This window comes from Tateyamaria sp. GN1-10, from assembly GCF_055693845.1.
The window spans coordinates 109723-129713 of sequence record NZ_JBVFUR010000004.1 but is presented as its reverse complement, the minus strand read 5'-3'; the positions used below and the strand labels follow the sequence as shown (position 1 = coordinate 129713).

Annotated in this window: 19 protein-coding genes; 11 read left to right on the top strand and 8 right to left on the bottom strand. The window is 57.0% G+C overall.

All coding sequences use genetic code 11. From position 1 onward, the window contains the following. Positions 1-19 precede the first annotated feature (19 nt). The 10 genes from ACZ1HN_RS02545 to ACZ1HN_RS02500 all read left to right on the top strand — a co-directional run bounded on the left by ACZ1HN_RS02545 (position 20) and on the right by ACZ1HN_RS02500 (position 10185). A complete protein-coding gene (locus tag ACZ1HN_RS02545) occupies positions 20-1513 on the top strand; it encodes a DUF4153 domain-containing protein (protein WP_472726372.1) in 1494 nt (497 codons plus the stop codon). Next, entirely contained in the window at positions 1510-2196 is a 687-nt protein-coding gene (locus tag ACZ1HN_RS02540; RefSeq protein ID WP_299600305.1) for a response regulator transcription factor, read from the top strand. The genes ACZ1HN_RS02545 and ACZ1HN_RS02540 overlap by 4 nt, the downstream gene beginning before the upstream one ends. Beyond that, positions 2181-3125, top strand: a complete 945-nt coding sequence (locus ACZ1HN_RS02535) for a sensor histidine kinase (RefSeq protein ID WP_472726371.1) — start codon at positions 2181-2183, stop codon at positions 3123-3125. The genes ACZ1HN_RS02540 and ACZ1HN_RS02535 overlap by 16 nt, the downstream gene beginning before the upstream one ends. An 82-nt stretch (positions 3126-3207) precedes the next feature. Continuing rightward, on the top strand, positions 3208-4182 hold the full coding sequence (locus ACZ1HN_RS02530) for a metal ABC transporter solute-binding protein, Zn/Mn family (protein ID WP_472726370.1): 975 nt from the start codon (positions 3208-3210) through the stop codon (positions 4180-4182). Beyond that, entirely contained in the window at positions 4179-4976 is a 798-nt protein-coding gene (locus ACZ1HN_RS02525) for a metal ABC transporter ATP-binding protein (RefSeq protein ID WP_472726369.1), read from the top strand. Before ACZ1HN_RS02530 ends, ACZ1HN_RS02525 begins: the two co-directional genes overlap by 4 nt. Positions 4977-4979: 3 nt before the next feature. Further along, a complete protein-coding gene (locus ACZ1HN_RS02520) occupies positions 4980-6182 on the top strand; it encodes a metal ABC transporter permease (protein WP_472726368.1) in 1203 nt (400 codons plus the stop codon). Further along, positions 6179-7093 carry a metal ABC transporter permease gene (locus ACZ1HN_RS02515; RefSeq protein WP_472726367.1) on the top strand — a complete coding sequence of 305 codons (915 nt, stop codon included), beginning with the start codon at positions 6179-6181 and terminating at the stop codon, positions 7091-7093. Before ACZ1HN_RS02520 ends, ACZ1HN_RS02515 begins: the two co-directional genes overlap by 4 nt. An 863-nt stretch (positions 7094-7956) precedes the next feature. After that, on the top strand, positions 7957-8892 hold the full coding sequence (locus ACZ1HN_RS02510; protein ID WP_472726366.1) for a peroxidase family protein: 936 nt from the start codon (positions 7957-7959) through the stop codon (positions 8890-8892). Between the two features lie 299 nt (positions 8893-9191). Continuing rightward, positions 9192-9656, top strand: a complete 465-nt coding sequence (locus tag ACZ1HN_RS02505; protein WP_472726365.1) for a hypothetical protein — start codon at positions 9192-9194, stop codon at positions 9654-9656. 103 nt (positions 9657-9759) lie between these two features. Further along, the gene (locus ACZ1HN_RS02500; protein WP_472726364.1) at positions 9760-10185 is read left to right on the top strand and encodes a hypothetical protein; all 426 of its coding nucleotides are present in this window, start codon (positions 9760-9762) and stop codon (positions 10183-10185) included. Here ACZ1HN_RS02500 and ACZ1HN_RS02495 read toward each other — a convergent pair. After that, the gene (locus ACZ1HN_RS02495) at positions 10182-12647 is read right to left on the bottom strand and encodes an adenylate/guanylate cyclase domain-containing protein (protein WP_472726363.1); all 2466 of its coding nucleotides are present in this window, start codon (positions 12645-12647) and stop codon (positions 10182-10184) included. The two genes, ACZ1HN_RS02500 and ACZ1HN_RS02495, sit on opposite strands and share 4 nt — an antisense overlap. 47 nt (positions 12648-12694) lie before the next feature. Between ACZ1HN_RS02495 and ACZ1HN_RS02490 the strand changes: the two genes are divergently transcribed. Next, entirely contained in the window at positions 12695-13849 is a 1155-nt protein-coding gene (locus ACZ1HN_RS02490) for a YcaO-like family protein (protein WP_472726362.1), read from the top strand. A gap of 756 nt (positions 13850-14605) precedes the next feature. Here ACZ1HN_RS02490 and ACZ1HN_RS02485 read toward each other — a convergent pair. The 7 genes from ACZ1HN_RS02485 to ACZ1HN_RS02455 form a co-directional block, all read right to left on the bottom strand. Then, entirely contained in the window at positions 14606-14797 is a 192-nt protein-coding gene (locus tag ACZ1HN_RS02485; protein ID WP_472726361.1) for a hypothetical protein, read from the bottom strand. Between the two features lie 110 nt (positions 14798-14907). After that, positions 14908-15969 (bottom strand): alanine/ornithine racemase family PLP-dependent enzyme, encoded by a 1062-nt coding sequence (locus ACZ1HN_RS02480; protein ID WP_472726360.1) that lies wholly within the window; start codon positions 15967-15969, stop codon positions 14908-14910. Continuing rightward, positions 15966-17156 (bottom strand): DUF1611 domain-containing protein, encoded by a 1191-nt coding sequence (locus ACZ1HN_RS02475; RefSeq protein WP_472726359.1) that lies wholly within the window; start codon positions 17154-17156, stop codon positions 15966-15968. The genes ACZ1HN_RS02480 and ACZ1HN_RS02475 overlap by 4 nt, the downstream gene beginning before the upstream one ends. Positions 17157-17226: 70 nt before the next feature. Next, positions 17227-17907, bottom strand: a complete 681-nt coding sequence (locus tag ACZ1HN_RS02470) for a hypothetical protein (RefSeq protein ID WP_472726358.1) — start codon at positions 17905-17907, stop codon at positions 17227-17229. A gap of 136 nt (positions 17908-18043) precedes the next feature. Then, positions 18044-18397 carry a hypothetical protein gene (locus ACZ1HN_RS02465; RefSeq protein WP_472726357.1) on the bottom strand — a complete coding sequence of 118 codons (354 nt, stop codon included), beginning with the start codon at positions 18395-18397 and terminating at the stop codon, positions 18044-18046. A gap of 413 nt (positions 18398-18810) precedes the next feature. Continuing rightward, a complete protein-coding gene (locus ACZ1HN_RS02460; RefSeq protein WP_472726356.1) occupies positions 18811-19344 on the bottom strand; it encodes a 2OG-Fe(II) oxygenase in 534 nt (177 codons plus the stop codon). Positions 19345-19420: 76 nt separating this feature from the next. Next, a complete protein-coding gene (locus ACZ1HN_RS02455; RefSeq protein ID WP_299602828.1) occupies positions 19421-19891 on the bottom strand; it encodes a BLUF domain-containing protein in 471 nt (156 codons plus the stop codon). Positions 19892-19991: the final 100 nt, after the last annotated feature.

Sequence of the window (19991 nt, the reverse complement as noted above, 5' to 3'; positions counted from 1 at the left end):
GACCAAGAAAGGCAGGACAGTGAAAGCTTTGACGATACCCGGTGTGCCATTGGCGATGGAGCAGGATGGCTGGTGGCTGGATGCACCGGCAAACAAGACGGAACAACGACGCAAGGTGCGGCGGTTGGATGGGGGCAAGGCACTGCTGCTGCTTGCGCTGATCGCTTTGGGCGACGTGCTGGTGTGGGACACCGTGGCGGGGCTGAACATCGCTGTCTTTTTCGGTGCTGTGCTGTTTGCGGGCCTTGGGGTGGCGTGGCCGCGCCTGAGCGCGCGCACGCGCGTCGGCATCGCGGCGGGCGTTACGCTCAGTCTTTTGCCTCTGGTCGAGTTGGTGCAGCCGCTGTCGTTGCTGATCGCTCTTGTTGGCTTGTCCCTTTGCACGGCCGCCCTTGCGGGTGTGACCCGCGTTGACCTGCTGTGCGGGGCTGCGCGGTTATGGTGGGTTGCGCCGGCGCAGACCTTTCAGGACGGGGCGCGGGGGGCGCGGCAACTGAACGATCTCAATTTATCCCGGGTGGACATGCGTAGCCTGGTGATGACTTGGGGTGTCCCCGCGGGGACAAGTCTGGTTTTTGCCCTGCTGATCCTGGCCGCGAACCCGGTTCTGGACCGTTGGGTGAGCGGCATTACGGCGCTTGAGCTACCGGCGCCCGATTGGTGGCGTGTGTGGTTCTGGCTGTTTCTGGCGGCGACCATCTGGCCCACGCTAGTCACTTGGCGGATGCGGGAACGTCTGCGCGCACGCAAGCCACAGCGTGCGACCGTGCGGCGCGAGGGTGTGATCAATGCAGGCTCTGTTGCGCGGTCGCTGATTGCGTTCAACGCGCTGTTTGCGGTGCAAACCGGGATGGATGTGCTGTTTCTTTATGGGGATGCAGGCCTGCCCGATGGGATAAGTCCGGCGGCATACGCTCATCGTGGCGCTTATCCGCTGCTGGTGACCGCGCTACTGGCCGGGCTGTTTGCTGTCATGGCCCGCCCCTTTTTGGCCGGACGTTCTGTGCTGCGGTGGTTGATGCTGATCTGGTTGGCTCAGACCATGGCATTGGTTGTCGCATCTGTCTGGCGCTTGGATATTTATGTCGATGCCTTTGGTCTGACACGCCTCCGGCTGGCCGCGTATATTTGGATGGTTTTGGTTGCAGCTGGGCTGGGTCTTGTTGTCTGGCAGATCTGGCGGGACAAGCCTGCCGCCTGGATGATGCTGCGCAGCGGTGTGATGGGGGCTGGGGTTCTGTACCTTTGTGCCTTCGTCAGTTTCGATGCCACAGTCGCACGGCACAACCTGAGCCAACCGGTGCACGAAGATATGTTCATGCTTTGCCAGTTGTCCGAAGATGTGATCCCCGCAATGGCATCGACCTTTGGGCACAACTGGAGCGCGGCCTGTGCGTCAGAATACACCCAACCGCATCTCTTCCAGCCGGACAATTGGCGCGAATGGGGCTTTCGCAACTGGCGGACGCGCAATAGCCTTACGTCCATGTTGACTGATCCCGCCATGCCATGACCAAGACCCATCTGTTGGTGGTCGACGACGACCCGCATATCCGGTCTGTTCTGCGCATTGCCTTGCAGCAGGCCGGTCACGCAGTGGACGAAGCGGGTGACGGGATCGAGGGCCTGACCAAAGCGCGGTCCGGGCGCTATGACCTGATTGTCCTGGATATTGGCTTGCCGGAAATGGATGGGCTGGCTGTCTGCCGCAGCTTGCGGGAAACGGACCAGACGCCGGTCCTGTTCCTGACCGCGCGCGAGGACGAGATTGACCGCGTTTTGGGGTTTGAACTGGGTGGTGACGACTATGTTACCAAACCCTTTTCCCCGCGGGAGCTGGTGGCGCGGATCGGTGCGATCCTGAAGCGCGCGCGGCCTGTTGCGGCACCGACCTGGACGCGCGGCTTGCTGCGCGTTGATCCAGCACGGCATCTTTGTGTGGTCAACAGCACGCCGCTGACCCTCACCGCGCGCGAAATGGAGATTCTGGCCCATCTGATGGCCCATCCCGACCGCGTGTCAGCCCGACCGGCCTTGGTGGATGCGCTATATGGCGCGGGTGGGCAGGTCAGCGACCGCACGCTGGATAGCCATTTGCGCAACCTTCGGTCCAAGCTGGCGGCGGCAGGGTGCTCTGACGCCATTGAAACGGTGCATGGCATCGGCATTCGGATGGGGCCATGCGTAGGATCATAAAGAAATGGCGCCCGCCCCTTGTCTTTGTCCTTGGGGGCACACTGGCGGCAGTTCTGACCTTGCCGATCCTTGGGATCGTCAACCTGCGCCTGTGGGGCAACGTGATGGGGTGGGGCGAAGCGGCATGGCTGATCGCCTGGATTGCCGTTGTTGCGACTGCGGTGCTTGGCTTCTTGCTCTGGCGGCTTGTGCTGCGCCCGGTCTGGTCACTGGATCGATATGCACAAGAGGTGCGCAAGGGTGCGCGGCCAGATGCGCCTACGCATCTAGGCACGCCTGAGTTCATGGGCCTTGCCTCCAGCGTCATGGGCATGGGGGATAGCCTGCAAAGCCGTGCTGACAGTCTGCAGGCCTATGCGGATCATGTAACGCATGAGTTGAAGTCACCTTTAACCGCGATCAGGGGAGCGGCAGAGCTGTTGCAGGCCGGTGCCAGCGGTGCGGATGCCAAGGTATTGAGCAATACGATCACGGATGCTTCGGCCCGTATGCAGAACCTGCTCGATGATCTTGCGCGACATGCGCATGCCGCTACGTCCACGGGGCCGGGGACCGTACGTTTGTCGGATGCGGTAGAGAGTCTGAAAACGGATGTGGCGCTGAACGTCGAAACCGATGGTATGCTGCCGATCAGTGCGGAAGACCTCAAAGCCATCCTGACACAGCTTGCTGGAAATGCTGCAGCTCATGGGGCGAACAAACTGTCGCTGCGTGTGTCTGTGGCCGGGCTGGATGTTTGGGATGATGGTCCCGGGATCAGTCCGGGCAACCGTGATCGCATCTTTGACCCGTTCTTTACCACGCGCCGGGAACGGGGTGGCACCGGCATGGGGCTGAATATCGTTCGCAGCCTAGTGCAGGCGCGTGGTGGGCAGATTGCGCTGCAAGAAGAGGGCGAGGGCGCGCGTTTCTTAATCACTTTCGAGTGAGTGTCTTCAACATCTAGGCATGTTATTGCGAGTCATTCGCATTCTTATTGACTTCTTGCGAATGATTCTCATATTCATGTGTATGAGACAGAAAACCCCCTTTCCGCTCTCCCGTCGTGCTTTGTTGGCTGGCTTTGGTGCATTGGCCGCTGCCCCTACTTATGCCGCATCCTCTCCCCTCAACATCGTTGCCACCACGGGCATGATCGCGGACATGGCGCGGTCCATCGGTAGTGATCAGGTTACGGTCAAAGGGCTGATGGGCGCTGGCGTTGATCCGCACGCCTATCGTCAGACGCGCAGCGACATTGCTGCCATGACCCGTGCAGACGCGGTGCTTTGGCACGGTCTATATCTTGAGGCACAAATGGAGGATTTCTTCTTCGATTTGAGCCGCAAGAAAGAGGTGCATGCGATTGCTGAAACGCTGGACCCTTCTTTGCTGTTCGCGCATGAGGACTACGAGGGTCGCTTTGATCCGCATGTCTGGATGGACCCGGATCTGTGGGTGCAGTGTGTGCCTGCCGTCGTCGATGCACTGTCTGACCTGCGCCCCGATGCGCGCAGCATGTTCGAGGCGAACGCTGCCGCCTTCGTTTCCGAGGCGGAAGCGATGTCAGTCTATGCGCGCGACCTGTTGGCGAGTGTTCCCGCAGAGCGGCGCGTGCTGCTGACGGCCCATGATGCGTTTGGATATTTCGGAACAGCCTATGATTTCGAAGTGATGGGCATTCAAGGCATCTCAACCGAAAGCGAGGCTGGTCTTAACCGTATCGGAGAGCTGGTTGATCTGCTCGTTGAACGCCAGTTGCCCGCCGTGTTCGTGGAAACATCCGTGTCTGATCGCAACGTCCGAGCGCTGATCGAAGGGGCTGCGGCGCAGGGGCATGAGGTGATCATTGGCGGATCGCTGTTCAGTGACGCCATGGGTCCCGATGGCACCTATGAAGGCACTTGGCTGGGCATGATTGATCATAACGTGACAACCATTGCCCGCGCTTTGGGCATAGACGCGCCCGCCGGTGGACGGCTGGGCAAGCTGAAGGCTGCTGTATGAACATTTCCCTTGTGACATTGCAGGATACCGACCTGGCCACGCGCGCAGCGAGCCCGCTGGCGGTGCGCGGCATGACGGTGTCCTATGGTCAGACACCCGCCATCTTCTCGGTCGACATGACGGTGCGTGCGGGTGCGATGACGGCCATCGTTGGGCCGAACGGCGCAGGTAAGTCGACCCTGCTCAAGGCGGCTTTGGGTGTGATCGCGCCCCTTGCTGGATCGGTGACGGTCTTTGGCGAACCGATGGCGGACATGCGCGACCGGATTGCCTATGTCCCGCAACGGGCAAGTGTGGATTGGGATTTTCCGGTGCGTGTCATCGATGTCGTGATGATGGGGATGTACCGCAAGCTTGGCCTGCTGGGCCGCGTTCGGGGCCAGCATAAGGCACTGGCGCGGGAGTGTCTGGGTCGCGTTGGCATGGCAGACTTTGCGCACCGCCAGATTGGACAGCTCTCTGGCGGTCAACAGCAGCGTGTCTTCTTGGCGCGGGCGCTGGCGCAAGAGGCGGATATCTACGTTCTGGATGAACCCTTTGCCGGTGTGGATGCCGCCACAGAAAAGGCTATTATCGCAGTTCTGCAAGGGCTTAGAGATGCAGGCAAGACCGTTCTGGCTGTGCATCACGACCTGGCCACCGTGCCGGATTACTTCGACGATGTGCTTTTGCTGAACACCCAAGTGGTGGCTGCCGGGCCGGTGGCCGAGGCGTTCACCGAAGACAACTTGCAGGCCGCTTATGGTGGCCGTTTAACCACGGCACGCGCGGATCCTGAAAGCGTGGCGGGCTAAGTCATGTTGGCCGACGCGCTGCTTTTGCAGCTGGGCTACAACGCCACGCTTGTCACCATTGGGGCGGCCCTCTTAGGTATCGCGTCTGGCGTGGCTGGCACTTTTCTGTTTCTGCGCAAACGCGCCTTGGTCAGCGACGCGATTTCCCATGCCACTTTGCCCGGGGTCGGGCTGGCTTTTATCTTCATGGTTGTGATGGGTGGTGAAGGGCGATCTCTCTTTGGATTGTTGCTTGGGGCCGGAGTGTCAGCGGCGTTCGGGCTGCTGTGTGTGCAATGGCTGGCGGATCGCACCCGGTTGGGCGAGGACGCGGCCATTGGTGCTGTTTTGTCAGTGTTTTTCGGCTTTGGTATCGTCATTCTGACTGTCATCCAAACCATGAATGCAGGGCGGCAAGCAGGGCTTGAAGGGTTCCTGCTGGGCTCAACCGCTGGCATGTTGCGCAGCGACGCAATCCTATTGGCCGTGTCTGCAGCATTGGTGCTGGCGCTGGTTGTTATCTTGCGCAGGCCGTTGGGCTTGGCGGCCTTCGATCCCGGCTATGCCGAGGCGACAGGATGGTCGTTGCCGCGCATCGATCTGGCGATGATGGGCATTGTTCTGGTGGTGACGGTCGTGGGCCTCAAGGTTGTGGGGCTGATCCTGATTGTGGCGCTGTTGATTGTGCCGCCGGTGACGGCCCGGTTCTGGACGGAACGTTCGGACCATGTGGTGATCATTGCAGGTGTCGTGGGGGGCGTGTCGGGCTATGTCGGTGCGGCCAGTTCGGCGACAGCGCCTGCCCTACCCACTGGGCCGATTGTCGTGTTGGTAGGGTTTGCCATCTTCTTGTTTTCTTTGCTATTCTCACCGCGTCGTGGGGTGTTGGCCTCGCTTCTGACCCACCTGCGCTATCAGCGAAGGGTACATGTGCGGCAGGGGCTTTTGGCATTGGCGCAGGGGCAGCCGATCTATGAGATTCTGACGCGCCGATTGCTGGAGCGTGCAGGCTTGGTCCTGCCCGACGGTGTGCCGACACCGGCGGGGCAGGCGGCGGCTTCGAAAGCGCTGCTCGATGAGACGCGGTGGGCCATTGTTCGAGGGGACCAAGCCTATGCCTTGGCGGCCACGCGATATGATGGTTTGACGCCGATTGAGGATGTTTTGACTCCTGACCAACTCACTGAAGTTGATGGGAAAATCGACGCACCGCAGGTGGTAGCGTGATGGGGGCGGAGTTTGTTGCCCTGTCCCTGCCGCCGATCCTGATCGGAGTGTTGGTGGCCGTGGCTTGTGCATTGCCGGGGAATTTTCTGCTGTTGCGACGGCAGGCGTTGATTGGTGATGCGATCAGCCATGTGGTGCTGCCGGGGATCGTGGTGGCGTTTTTGGTCACAGGGCTGATTGCTACGGGCCCGATGCTGCTGGGGGCGGCTGCGGCTGCGGTCATTGCTGTGATTGCAATCGAAGCCGTGCGTCGTCTGGGTCGGATCGAGGCGGGGGCGGCCATGGGGGTCATCTTCACGGCCATGTTTGCGGGGGGTGTGCTGCTCTTGGAGCAGTCGGATACCTCCTCAGTCCACCTGGATGTCGAGCATGCCTTGTACGGAAATCTGGAGAGCCTGATCTGGCTGGATGCGACGGGATGGGCCTCGCTGTTGGACCCTGCCGCACTTGCGGGGCTGCCGGTGGAGTTGCCCCGCATGGCGCTGGCGTTGGTGGTCATCGCTTTGTTTTTATGGCTTTTCTGGCGCCCTCTGGCCTTGTCTACCTTTGATGAAGGGTTTGCCCGAGGACTTGGCATTCGCACGGCACCGCTGGGCTTGGCGCTGGTGATCATGTCGGCTATCGCCGCCGTTGCAGCCTTTGATGCGGTGGGGTCGATCATCGTGATTGCCATGTTCATTTGCCCACCCGCCGCGGCCCGGATGATGACCAACCGGTTGGGCCATCAGGTGGCGTGGTCGGTGGTGTTTGCGGCGTTGGCTGCCGTGCTGGGATATGTGCTGGCGGGGTATGGGCCGCTGTGGATCGGGGCCGATGCATCAGTCAGCGCGGCGGGGATGATTGCAACCGTGTCGGGCATTATTCTGGGGGTTGCGGCCGTCACCGGGCCGCACCGTACGCGCAACGGTTAACGGCGGAAACGGACGCTACGTCGACCAAACGTGCATTAACACTTTATTCTGTTGGGAAAAACCGCTGTCACCCCCCGTGCAGCATCCGTACACCCCCTGTGCACCCCTTCGGAGACGTATGGAGTGATTTACCGTGGTTAACGGCGCGTGCTGTGTCAAAAGTTAACAATGAATGAACATGTCATCTGGCGGATAGCAATGGCCCGCGACGAGGTGGCTCATCCGTCAATTCGAAGCTTTGTCAGCGAAGGCGGAGAAGGTGCAGTTTACAGCCCAAAGTGTCGTATGCTGCAGCCTGTGCTAATATCAGCGAAGCGCAGACAGCCAACATTGGCGTTGGCAGAGACGGGCCCAAACCGGTCCTTCAATCTCCGTTGACAATGCTGCGGCGCAGTCCGTCAAATCGGCCATTCGCTGCGTTTGCAAAATTGCGGCCCGAATAAAGTCACAGATGCGGACGCAAAGGACCGACGCGCCCGTGGCACGCTCTATCGTCGAGACCCACATCCGTGGCATTCACATCACGGCGGCGTAGCTCGGAGTCCTCAGACTGTTCGCTCGACCCGAGTCATACTGGCGAGTTCGAAGTCGGAATTTCATATAGCGGTGTGTATATGCGTCACATGCGATACGCCGGTGCCACTAGCCGGGATAGAGGGCAACAAGTTTTGACACCAATGTTCGTGTCAACTCGTTGTTCAAAGATCCGAAAGAGTGAAAACTACTGGTACAAGGGTACCAAATCGGCCTCATTTGTTATTCGTTAAACATGGTCAACTTGCGTCTCTGGTCAGTCTCGCAGTAACCTTGTCTCGTTCCTTTTTAGATTTCGTTTAATTTGCTTGTAAATTAGAGGCAGCTACATGCCACGCCAACATGGATATGCAATACGTGCGGTTCGACAGGCAGGCCAAAATCTCCCGGAAAGATTGCTTGCATTGAAAGTCATAGGAATGCTGGACTCGTTAGTGATCCTGGAACAATCCGACAAGGACCCCCGCGTACTGTTTGTGGACGCAGAAGCAAGAAGTGTTTTGCGAGACTCCATCAGTCAAGGAATGATCGAGCGAGCGGCCGTGCCATGGGACTATCTGAAAAACGTTCAGCTTTACGATCACTTCTGCATTGGGCTGGACCCTGCACCTCACACACCAGAAATGCTCGCCTGCCTTGGTGAGGCCATGTCACAAAAGGACTGGCCGCAGCGGCAGCAGGAATCCCAAATTCCTGCCGCCTACACCTATCTGGGTCAATTCATTGCCCATGACATCGGACGCTTGGCACCGATGCAGAGCGAAGACAACCTGACAAACTTACGGACATCGGCTCTGGACCTCGACAGCGTCTTTGGAGCCATTGACGCCGGGAACCGTTCACTTGCCACCAGCGTAGCCACTAAGGGGCACCTATCGCTGGGAAGCGTTAATAAGTACATCAAGGACTGTTCGGGCTTTCGGGATTTGCCACGATCTTCAAAAGGCGAGGCGCAGATTGCGGATGCGCGGAATGACCACAATCTGGCCGTGGCCCAGACAACGGTTGCCATCATCAGGTTCTACTGGCGGCTCTTTGAATTTTTTGATGGAGATGAAGTGGCTGCGAGACGCTCGACGATCTTGCATTTTCAACACGTCATATTGAACGATTACTTGCCCAGACTTGTGGACAACGCTGCCTATACTGACGTGACAAAGAACGGTTTAAGATTCTGTCGGGCTGGATCCATTTCTGGTGTCGCGCGAATTCTCTTTTGCGTGTTTTCGGATGGGACACTCCATGATCCGAACCCGGTACCCTAAATGGAGTGATCAGACTGGCGCAAGTGTTCCGGATCTGCTGAAACACACGTACAGAAACGGCCATAACAGGCTCAGGCCCATACCGGGTACGGCACCCCCGGAGCTTGGCTTGTCGCAAGATTGGCCTGTTTTGTGGAGCAATTTCAATCCTCCGTCCGACGGAAACAATACCTCCTTTGTGCGCGCACGATCCATTGACGCAGACTTGGATCTCGTCTCTGTCAAATCTAGACGCTCACCTCGTGAACGAAATTCTGTGCTCGGATGGAACACAGACGGTCCCGCAGCCTCTCACGTCCATGAAAAACCCTGAAAAGATAAACCTCTCTGTGCAAACCCTGCTCCGTGGTCATCAGGCCGATTTGCCCGATGCGCAGACGTTTCATAGTGAAATGGCGAATGCGCTTGCCGGGACACCTGGCGAGCTTCCACCCGCGCTGAGTGGGACTCAAATGTCTGATGTCGGATCGCACAGCCTCAAAGATTTCCTCGAGCACGGTGCCGGCGCGGCGTTCGCGCACTCGACGCCACTATGGTTCTATTGCTTGCGAGAGTGTGCGGTTGCATTCTCGGGTGGCGGGTACCTCGGACCTGTCACCAGTCGTGTGGTCATGGAAACGACTTACGCAGCAATCAAGATGGACGCTTTGGGGGTGCTGAACTTGAGCGAAGCCGAGAAGCAGGGACTCATGCTGCTGGAGGCGCAGAATGCGCCCGGAGCGTTTGGTTGGCACGAGTTCGTGGAATTCGCATTCGGGAGTTAGATTAAGACCACAATCAACAGGGAAAGGGAGAAATATGCCTTCGATAATTTGCTACGGTGGTGCTGGGGATAAAACCACTCGAAGACGAGCGGGCATGAGTCACATGGGAAAAACATTTTCGGAGCAGCTTGAAAATACAGATAGCGAGCGACAAGCCGTGCTCAGGACGCTGAAGAGGTGCAACCGGAACGTAGACGGAGTAGATTACCAGCTAAAGATAAAAAACGAAAGCGACTTGGAGGTCGGGGTCGAGCGAATTTCCAAGCGTGGCTCTGACAAAGTCGTTCTAACCTACGACAAAACGGAAAAACTGGTTCTGACAGTTCTTGAGGACGACGACAGGAAATTCAACAAGAAGATGACAATTACCGTTCCGGGCGATCGCAGCACAGTTAATGATCCTACTGACCTATATACCGAGGGTGTTGTAGACGACATCCATGACATCAGGGGTGGCGGGTCAGATGCTGAAATAGATGCGGCCGCTCAATACACGCTGGCCACGATCACCTTTAGGCGCTGCCTCTAGGCCTTATCCGGCGGGCGATTGAGGCCGAGTGTCGCCTCCTGCAACGTGTCGTCCAGCAGATCGCGTTCCGCCGCGCCGCGGAACGGGTATGCATGGACGAACCAGTGGCGCACTGTTTCCGGCGTTGCGGGTTCGGGGCCATGCCAGTTGGCTGATACATCCCGCACCAGCTGGCTATAGGCGACAGCAGCCTCGCTCCGGCGCCCGAGCTGAACCAGCGCGGCGGCGGTCCAGCCCGTGTTGTCTATGATCACGTCGCCTGACCGGCGCGCGGCTTCAAGCGCGGCATCGGCATTGCCAGCAAGAAGATATACGGACGCCGCATAACACCACTGGTAATCCAGTAGCATCGGCGCGCAGTCCAGGCTGTGCGCCAGGATTTCCGCCGCCCGGCCATGTTCACCTAGAAATCCGAACCCCATCGCGCAGGACATTAGCGTGCGAGGGCTGTGAGGGTTCAGCCGCGTTGCCATGTCCAAATTGATCGACGCCTTGTCGAAAGAACCGTCCAACGCGGCCGACCATCCGACTGCCAACTGATTGCGTGCATCTAGCGGATCGAGTTCGACGGCCTGATTGGCCAGCCCGTGTGCGCGACGCGATGCATGGGCATCGCGCAGCAAACCTGGGCGAACCACATGGCGAACATTCAGCAGGCTGGCAAGGCTGGCATAGGCAGGCGCGTAAGTCGGTGCCCGCTCGATCAGGGACGAAAAAATCTCCGCCGCAGCCTCGTGGGCTTGCGGCGTCCAGCGACCGATCAACCGCTCCGCCTGCAGCCATTCGTCCACGACCTGGTGGTCTCCTTGTTCGGTGCCGATAGAAGTCCGGTCCGTCGTGATGAAAACTTCCAGCGTCGCCGCGATCCGACCAACGACCTTTCGCCGCGCGGTTTCGACTTGCCCCACGCTGACATGCACCAAATCCTGCCAGACCAACCGGCCCGTCATGATCTCTGACAGTCCGATTTGGATTTGAGTAGTAGAACCAGCAGACGATGATATCGTCACGGCATAATCTGATCCGATGTCTTCCGCATGTCTGGATTGCACCCCTTCGACAACCGACCAACCGCGAAAACAGGCCAGACCCGCCATCAGTTCCGATCGGAACGCGACAGCCTGATCCAGCAAATCCTCCCGGGTTGACGTGACCTGGCGCACTTGAAGACGTAGCGGAACAGCCCGACTGTGCGCGGTTGCCGGCGAGACAGATTTTTTGGCGGTCCCCATACCCTGCAACGCTGCGGTGGTCTCTGGACGAGGGCCGATACTGTAGCGTTCCCGCAGAACGCCGCTCAGTGTGTCATAAACTCTCTGCGCAGCACCAAGATTCCCAGCCTTGACCTGGCTTCGAATGAGACGCCGTGCGGCATGTTCATGGGCGCTCTCGATGATCAACAGTGCCTTTGCAACATCGCGTATCGTCAAATCTTCATCGTCAAGGCGCTCAAGTTCAGTCTCTAGCAGCGCGGCCAATCGGTCCTTCCACTCTGTTCTGGTTACTTCCAGCCAAGCCATGAATTGCGGACTGATGCTTTCCAATCCCATCAGAAGTCGATCCGGCCAGGCCAAATCTCGGACCATGAATGCTGCGATGTTGCCGCGTTTCAGTGCTTCTTCGGCCTCAAGAAGATCAACCTTCACGCTGTCCATGTCGAGACGTGCAACTCCGCCGGAGATGTCCAGGACATCGCCCGATTGCGCCTGTAGCTCGCTCGCTGCCTGCAACACCACCTCGGGTGTGTCTGGGGAAATGATCGAAGCCAAGCGCGAGACACTTTCCGAGCATCCTGGGCTTAGCGACAGGCAGGCAAGGACAGCCATTGAAAGGGTAGACATCTGGAGGCCTGACGAACCGTCGCCTTGGACAACTTTCAGTCCTCCAATCGTGCCAATATCGATCCGGTGGGTCGAGTCAATGCGCTGATTGTGCTTTGGTCCGTCAACCAGATAGAGCATGTGGTGGCCATCTAGGTTTTTCAGCCGCCGCGCGCCGATCGCTTGCAATCGGACATTCCTGGACCGGCGTACGAGGAGGAACACGTCATGGGACACGCAAATGCCACCATCGGGGGCGAAAGACTCGATCCGTGATGCGAAATTGACCGCGTGGCCGAAGACATCGGACCCCCGCAGCATGACCTCTCCGCAATGAACCCCGATGCGAAACGGCGTTTGCGACGCATTTGCGTCTTCTTGAAAGGCAATCGCAAAGTCCATCGCCTGTGATGCAGTCGGAAACACCGCAAGAAATCCATCTCCGGTGGATTTGATAATCCGACCCTGTGTGTGGGCAGCCATGTCTTGGACCGGCGCAAGACGCGCCTCAAGTCTTGCGATCGTCTCTTCCTCGTCGCGGGCCATCTTAAGCGAAAATGAAACCATATCCGCAAACAGGACCGCCATCATTGCTCTGTGTGTCTGGCTTTCCTTGGGTTCTTGATCGTCTTTGGATACCATTTCAGTCCTGCAAGCTAGCAATCGCGCGTTCAATCAGTGAAGTACCTATGTATTCTATTCTAAACCCATTTTCGGAACTCGCCGAGTATTTCGACTTTATCGATGCGACGCCTGATGGCTACAAAGGGAAGTTTGAGTTTTGTCTGCCGAACAAGCGAGCATTTCAACGGTGGACCAACTGGCCAGCAGCGGCACGCCCCGAGAACGGTCGCGCGGCTGCAGGACGAGGATGGACTCGCGATCAGTGCCGCATAAGTGGCTTGGGTGAAGCCATTGAATTGGCCAGTGTGTGCGTATGGGGCAATGAAGATCTTGTTTTTGCAAGCCAAAGGGAATTAGGGGAGAGCGCCATTCCGGCCTATGCAATCCTCGGGTTTTCAGAAGCAGAATACCATCACCGCGATGATTGGAACTCTGGTCCGTTCGGTGATTTTGATTGGCATCCGCGGGAACAGACGATGTCGGAACGCATTGATTGGTTTCCCGCACGAACAAATGACGAAAAAGAAGTCTACATACCGGCAGATCTAGTCTTGGTAGGACGTCGAGAGGCCGGAGACCCGAATGCGATTGGGATTGCAACGACGAGTGGGTGCGCTGCTGGAGCTACTTTCAAAGACGCTGCAGTGCGGGCGTTGTTGGAAGTGTTCGAACGAGATGCAATCGGGCTCTGGTGGTATGGCGGCAAGCCGGCGACACCCTTGCCGCTGGACGAAACATTGTCTGATCCAACCATTTCCAAACTGTTGGCTTCAAGACGGCGCTTGGTCCGTCTTTTTGACATTTCCACCGATCTGTTTCGTCATGTTGTGGTCGCCGCATCTTGGGAGCCTTCGGGCAAGTCTATCGCCTTGGGATTTGCAGCTAATACGGATCAAAGTTTGGCGTCAAGATCGGCGGTCCTTGAACTTCAACAAACGGAAATCGGATTGATGCAACGACGCGCAATCAACGATCAGCTTGTCGATCTTTGGTTTCGAGAAGTGACTGAAAACGCGCCTCAATTTCAAGAAACGTCCGACAGCCTCATGGGGTTGTCATCGCAAAGATTCCGGTATTCACTTTGCAATCTTTCCAGGTCGGAGTTTGGGATTCCAGTCGTCCGTGCGGTGTGCACCGGCTTGGCCACAGACAAACCCAGATATGGATCCACTAGGCTCGGCGCGCCCAACGGGCACTGCTTGTTTCCCTTGCTTATATGACGCCGGTCTCACTTCAAGTTGCGCGATTTTTGTCTTTCAGGCGTGGCTTTCATGGTAAAGTAAGAAACGGCAGGCAGGCTGAGAGCTCAAATGCAGATCGAAGTACCTCCTTTCCGTTGGTGCGAGTTTCAAAAAATTCACACCCTGGTTTGATCCCGAGGCATGAGGGCGGTGCGCCATCTCCGGGTTTTGGAAGACCGACCCGCGTCACTCTCGGGCCCATACCGGACCTTCGGCGTGATCATTGAATGCTGCGGTCGCAGCCCGCACTGCTGCCATTCGCTGCGCATGCTCGATTTGTACTGCGGACGAACTCGGCCAATGGTCGTGGGATGCGTCGTGGACGATCCCAAGCCATAAGCATAGTGCTAGTAGTCATCGGTTTCCGGGACATTCCCGAGCCTGACAAGGAAGCTCGGTGATCCGACCTCACCACTGACTGGGTCTTCACTAATCATATAGGCATCGGCACCGGCACAATCCTCGGACTGGGCTTCCCGTTCCGCTCTATTCTGAGCATCTGCTGCCGTGGAATACTGAAATTGTTTGCCAATCTTCAGGCTCGTGTGCCCGTCGCCCCCTGGCTTCTGTTCCACGTATGTCTGACAGATATAGTGAACTTTTGTTGTGCTCTCGTCTGCGTGCGTCATTGGCAAATTCCTTCTGGTGTGTCCGGTCGCTCAAGCAGATTGAAAGATGCGGGCAAAACCTGGGTTGTCGCGATGTGGTCACCTTGGTTAAACCTTTCCTACGCCCCTAACGCGACGGCTTTGTCGGAGTGTTGGCTTCTCGTTCAAGGCGCGCGTTGCGAAGACGGTCGTTCTTGGCTTGGCGCTGCTCGGCCTCTTCTTCGACCATCTTGCGAACGATGCGGGTTGTCTTGTCCAATGGTGTTTCGGCATTGGGAGTTTGAGCCTTGAACACGCTTGTTTTTGTTAGTTTCGCCAAGTGATAATTTCCTCCATGGTTTCTCTTTGTTGGGTCCCAACGCTGTCGGTCAAACCAATGCCAGGTGTTTCTTTGGGCCATGGGCATCGTTTGCCTGTGACCCAGGCCGGTCATTGTGTAGATCTCGTTTGAATGTCAGGCGCGGCCATGGCGCGCATCAATGCGCTATAGTTCATCTGAAACCGCATTTCCGATCCAACGCGAAGCTTCTGATCTGTCGTGCCAATGACGAGATGATCGCTTGTCGCACCGACAAGTGTACTGCCAGCAGGCATCGAAAGCCCGGCCACATCCATGTCTTGGTTTCCAAGGGCAAGAATGATCCGTGTCGTTTCTGAGGTGGCAGGAACGAGCCGAATTATTGCCGGTGCGTGATCCGCGGTGCTTACAAGTGGGCTCACTGTCTTGGTGTCGGTTTCGATCACTTCGGCGACAAGCGTGAAGGTGTCTCGAAACAAACCACCAATCTGTTCCTGGGTGACCGGATCGACGCCAAGCAGTATTGCTTCCCCAAGGCGCAGATCGTTGATCCGGCCGGTAGCGCGCGAGCCGAACGCCCAAGGCAAATTTGCAGAGTTGCCGCCAGATACCGTCTCAAGGAACGGGCCACACCGCCCCTCGACTTCATTGGCAAGTGCAGTCAGGGCCTGCATTTTGGTAGCCGTAGGGGCCATGCCACTCAGACAGGCGAAGTTGGCACCGATGCCTTTCAGCGCCACACCGGACAAGTCCACGACCTGCTGTCCTATATGTCTAAGGTCTTGTGGCATGATCCCTTCGCGCAGATCACCCATTTCGACCATCAAGATAATACCGTGAACTTTGTTTTGTCGGAGTGCAGCAGCGGCCAATGCTGCTATCACAGACATCTCTGTGTTGTAGCTCGCGTGACAGACTTGCACGACGTCATCGACCTGACTCAGCATTGGCGTCCGGATCAATGTGATTGGGCATGTCATGCCGGTCTGGCGTAACCGCTTCACATTGCTCAAACGCGCCTCAGCCAAGCCCGAAGCGCCACTGTCAAGCATGGCCTGTGCAATGGCTGGATGCCCACACACCGCTTTGGTCACCGCAGTCACCCGAATACCACGCCCTTTCAATCGCTCGACAACGGTTCGTGTGTTGTGGCGCAGTTTGCGCAGATCAACTTCTATCCGAGGGCAGCTCAAATCGCGGCCACGGGTGTTCCTTGCTGCAGACCGGGATAGGCTGCAACAACCATCGCAAGCAAATGTGCCGCTGGTCGGCTGAGCGCGTCAGTCATAGGCAGACCGAGTTTTTTGGTTTGTGCGAAAATCGTGTCTGTGATCTCGGCTTCGGACATACCCTCGTGATTGAGCGTGACACCAATGACCTTGGTATCGGCAAACGCCTCAATCAAAGCAATCTCGCTTGCTGGGGTGGGCATTGGCATGTTGGGAAAGTCACAGCGATGGGCGCGTTTCGGTGCGTGCTGAAGTATGACGGCGTCCGGTTGGCTGCCACGCAGAATGAAGGCCGATGTACAGAACGCCGGATGGCTGAGCGCACCTTGGCCCTCGATCAAAATGACATCGGGTTGTTCCGCCTCTGAGGCGGCGACAATCGCACCCTCAAGTTCGCCGCAGCAGAATTGGGGCGGGACGGCATCCATGGCCACGCCATATTTTGCCCCCTGCATCAGACCCGTCTGGCCTGTGCCCACAAGCACAGTCTTGATGCCCTTTGCATTGAGGGCGCGCGCCAAGACCGTCGCAGTGGTTCGTTTTCCTATGGCGCAGTCGGTCCCCAGAACAGCGATGCGTAGCGCATTGACGTCCGCGACACTGCCGTCGAACAAGCGCATGTTTTTGCTGCTCTTGGGTTTGCGGATGTCGCGGATGGTGACCTGTCTGTCCAATGTGGCTTGTGCAATTTCGGGATCGTCACTGAGGTATTCATGCAGGCCACTGACGATGTTCATACCCCGCGTGATCGCATCCAGCACGACGGCACGATCAGCGGGCGAAAGCCGCCCTGTTGAGGGGGCCATGCCATAGATGAAGGTATCAGGCATAGACGTTTCGCGGGCGATAGCGGTGTTCAGGCTTTCGAGGATTGGTATATCGTTGATCACGTCATCAAGAACCAGCCCGGCGTTCTGGCCGTTATGGGTGCTGTCGATGACCGAAACAATCCTGTAGGCCTCTGAATGGCGTACAAGGCCGTTGGCCGTCTTACCGTCAATTTTAGCAAAGTTACCTTCGCAGTAGACAACTGCTGTCGGGATTTGAGTGAGCGAAGATGATTGTGCTGGTGCGTTAAGGATCACGGGGGGCGCTTGGGCGCCCCTTGCGGGACGGCGAACGGTATCTACCGTTTGGATTTCGGATTTCATCGTATCTTCCTTTTGATGGCGAGACTGTTGCTCGACAGGATATTGATGTGGATCTCGCGGTGCGCGGCGTTCAATTCTTGAGAACGCACAGACCCTTGGACTTTTGGAAGTTCCGGTTGCATTCCCAACGGTTCCCAGACCTGTCGAGATGGGCGTTGGCGGGCATGTTAATCGCTTCGCATCCTTCACCTGAAACTTCATACCCCCGCTGGCATTTCCATCCCTCGCCGTAAGATGCACCGTCGAAATATGCGAATTCCGGGATATCGACGGCCTCGCAAAGACCGTCTTGTTCGAAAAACCCACGTTCGCATGACCAGGGTTGACCGTAGCGGGACCCGTTTAGATATCCGTTGACCGGGACCGCGATTGCGGAGCAACTGTCATCCACCTGCTCGAACCCGCGTTCGCATACCCACACAGACCCATAGGTTCCATCCACCAGATAGGCATTTTCAGGCACGACGACCTCTTGGCAAGCATCGTCGACTTTGAGAAATCCGCGCAGGCAGCGCCAGCGTTCGCCTGAAGGGTCCAGGAACCCACCATCAGGGACAACCACTGCAACGCAGGCTGTTTCATCGACCTTGCGAAATCCGTGATGACATTCCCAGCCGGATCCATAGGTGCGGTTTGTCTCATAGGAGTTTTCGGGGACCACAATAGCTGCACAGGTCTCGTCGATCGCGCGGTACCCAACGTTGCATTCCCAACCGTCGCCATAGCTCTTTGCGCTGGCGTTTTCCGGCATGATTTGGGCAATGGCCGGCATTGCAAAGAGTAGCAGAGCAATAACGGGGCCTATGAAAACGATCCAAAGCATTCGAGCGTCCGCCAACATAGGTGTCCCGCAAACTTTTGATGACGAATGCAGCGACGCTTTTGAATTATGATCCATCCAACTCAAGCCCCGCCAAGCAAGCATCCGCGAGGTCTCGGTCTGGCGTATCCGAACCGGGGCGGGTCGCCCAGCCCGTTTCCATCATTGCATTGCGGCGGCCAAAGCCGGAGACTTCTTGTAGAACCGCGAGCTTCTCTGTGCGTTCTGGATCAGCTGCTGACATGTTGAGGCATACCGGAACCATTGCTAACGTCACCTCATCAGATGCCATGTCGTTTGCCATGGTTTCGGCGCTGCCGTTGGTCATCCAGCCACCCCAAGTGAATCCGAGGATAGAAACCGCAATTGCGCCACCCACAGCACCGTAGATGCCGGGTTTCGTCCATTCAGGAAAAGTCATTTAATAATCCTTTGACGGAGAAAGCGCCGCCACGCTGTTTTTGCTCTGACAAAACATTTTGTCAGAGCCGTTTCGAGGTCGTTTGATCGACAACGCGCAATCAATGCCCGCGCGCAAATCTCTGGTACGTCGGGCCGCCAAGTCGGAACAACATGACGCATGGGCGATGCGATCATGCGCAATCAGCCGGCAACCGTCCCAAGCGTCAAATCCCTGTTCCGGCATGTGACAATCAAATTCTGATGATAGATAATTGCAGTTGGCTTTGGCAGGCGATGCGCCTTTGCCGAAGGATACCGCAACTTCGTATACTCTACTTAATCGCCAACCGCCTCAATTGCAATGCTAGCTGAGGTGAACTTTTGCCCAACAGGGCCGATGATTTCTGTGACTTTGACCTCTTCGAGCCGCCTTCAACGAAACGGAGGGCCATGCGCCCAGACGGTCAGCGAACGCCGAATGCCCCGCTTGATCGGCGTTACTTGATGCAGCACAAAGCTAGGAAACACACTCGCTGATCCCTGCGCCCGATTGGCCAAGAGGACTTGAGCACTTGGCCTGACTTCCAGGTCACCCCCGTCGTAGGTGTCAGGATTGCTCAATTGAAGAACAAGTGTGAGCTTTCTTTTACCGGCAGCGGGACCATGACCAATGTCAGAATGCCATGCAAAATGTCCCTCTTTGGCCGCATCATAACTGGCAATTTGCGGGCTTTCCGCAAATTCACGCACGTCGAAATCAAACTGTTGGTTGTTAGAATGACTAACAAGCTCAATCAACCGGGTCATCACCCAGCTGAGGTCTCCGACATCGTCCATCCAAACGAGTTCCGCATTACGCAAATTGTGATCCCGATTGCGGCCCACAAGCAGCGCCTCGTCGGCGGGCATTTTGGCGATTGCCGCAACAATGCGATCACATTCCCACGTCGTAAACGCATCGGGCACTGAGTGCACACCCATCATTCCGCCCACCATTTACAAATCATGGTTCGCGTCTGCGTCGATGCGAGAAGGGTCTGCATCAATGCACAGCCGGTTTCCCGGATCGATCCGATAGGTCTTTGAATACTTTTATGATTTCTGCTGGTTCTGCGCGATCAAGTGCCGCATCTGCGATCTCTTCTTCCGTCCAAATCCAAGTCTTCGCAGGATCATGAAGCATCGCCCAACTTGCAAACAATCGACTTTGTATCTTGAGATTCAGGAGTTCTTTGACCCCAGCATGACGATCATCGCGACAAATCCGTGCATAGGCTGCGCGCACTGCATCTTCCGGACCTTCTAGCAGTTGAAGGTAGATGTCATGTCGACAAACCAACGCGCCAGTCACGTCATCCCGCTTATTACAGCGTCTGGCATCTAGCAAAATTCCTGCCAGTGTCGGCTCGTCGAACCCAAACGGCTGTGACACATAAACGATCTGGATAAGATTTGTGATGATTTGGCTCCCTGCGGGATTAAGCGATGCATGAACATGCATTGATAGACGCATGATCACATCGCTTCAGATGACGACCGTACGGCTTTGTCGATGCTGAGTCTCGACCAAAGTGAACAAAAGGCCAATTTGGACAACACCACCTCAACATCGC

Bases quoted from the DNA above. Each gene is read 5' to 3' on its own strand.
- ACZ1HN_RS02530 (WP_472726370.1), top strand. From the start codon at position 3,208: ATGAGACAGAAAACCCCCTTTCCGCTCTCCCGTCGTGCTTTGTTGGCT.
- ACZ1HN_RS02495 (WP_472726363.1), bottom strand. From the start codon at position 12,647: ATGGTATCCAAAGACGATCAAGAACCCAAGGAAAGCCAGACACACAGA.
- ACZ1HN_RS02465 (WP_472726357.1), bottom strand. From the start codon at position 18,397: ATGACTTTTCCTGAATGGACGAAACCCGGCATCTACGGTGCTGTGGGT.
- ACZ1HN_RS02475 (WP_472726359.1), bottom strand. From the start codon at position 17,156: ATGAAATCCGAAATCCAAACGGTAGATACCGTTCGCCGTCCCGCAAGG.
- ACZ1HN_RS02470 (WP_472726358.1), bottom strand. From the start codon at position 17,907: ATGCCGGAAAACGCCAGCGCAAAGAGCTATGGCGACGGTTGGGAATGC.
- ACZ1HN_RS02535 (WP_472726371.1), top strand. From the start codon at position 2,181: ATGCGTAGGATCATAAAGAAATGGCGCCCGCCCCTTGTCTTTGTCCTT.
- ACZ1HN_RS02525 (WP_472726369.1), top strand. From the start codon at position 4,179: ATGAACATTTCCCTTGTGACATTGCAGGATACCGACCTGGCCACGCGC.
- ACZ1HN_RS02500 (WP_472726364.1), top strand. From the start codon at position 9,760: ATGGGAAAAACATTTTCGGAGCAGCTTGAAAATACAGATAGCGAGCGA.
- ACZ1HN_RS02540 (WP_299600305.1), top strand. From the start codon at position 1,510: ATGACCAAGACCCATCTGTTGGTGGTCGACGACGACCCGCATATCCGG.
- ACZ1HN_RS02505 (WP_472726365.1), top strand. From the start codon at position 9,192: ATGAAAAACCCTGAAAAGATAAACCTCTCTGTGCAAACCCTGCTCCGT.
- ACZ1HN_RS02510 (WP_472726366.1), top strand. From the start codon at position 7,957: ATGCCACGCCAACATGGATATGCAATACGTGCGGTTCGACAGGCAGGC.
- ACZ1HN_RS02520 (WP_472726368.1), top strand. From the start codon at position 4,980: ATGTTGGCCGACGCGCTGCTTTTGCAGCTGGGCTACAACGCCACGCTT.
- ACZ1HN_RS02455 (WP_299602828.1), bottom strand. From the start codon at position 19,891: ATGCGTCTATCAATGCATGTTCATGCATCGCTTAATCCCGCAGGGAGC.
- ACZ1HN_RS02490 (WP_472726362.1), top strand. From the start codon at position 12,695: ATGTATTCTATTCTAAACCCATTTTCGGAACTCGCCGAGTATTTCGAC.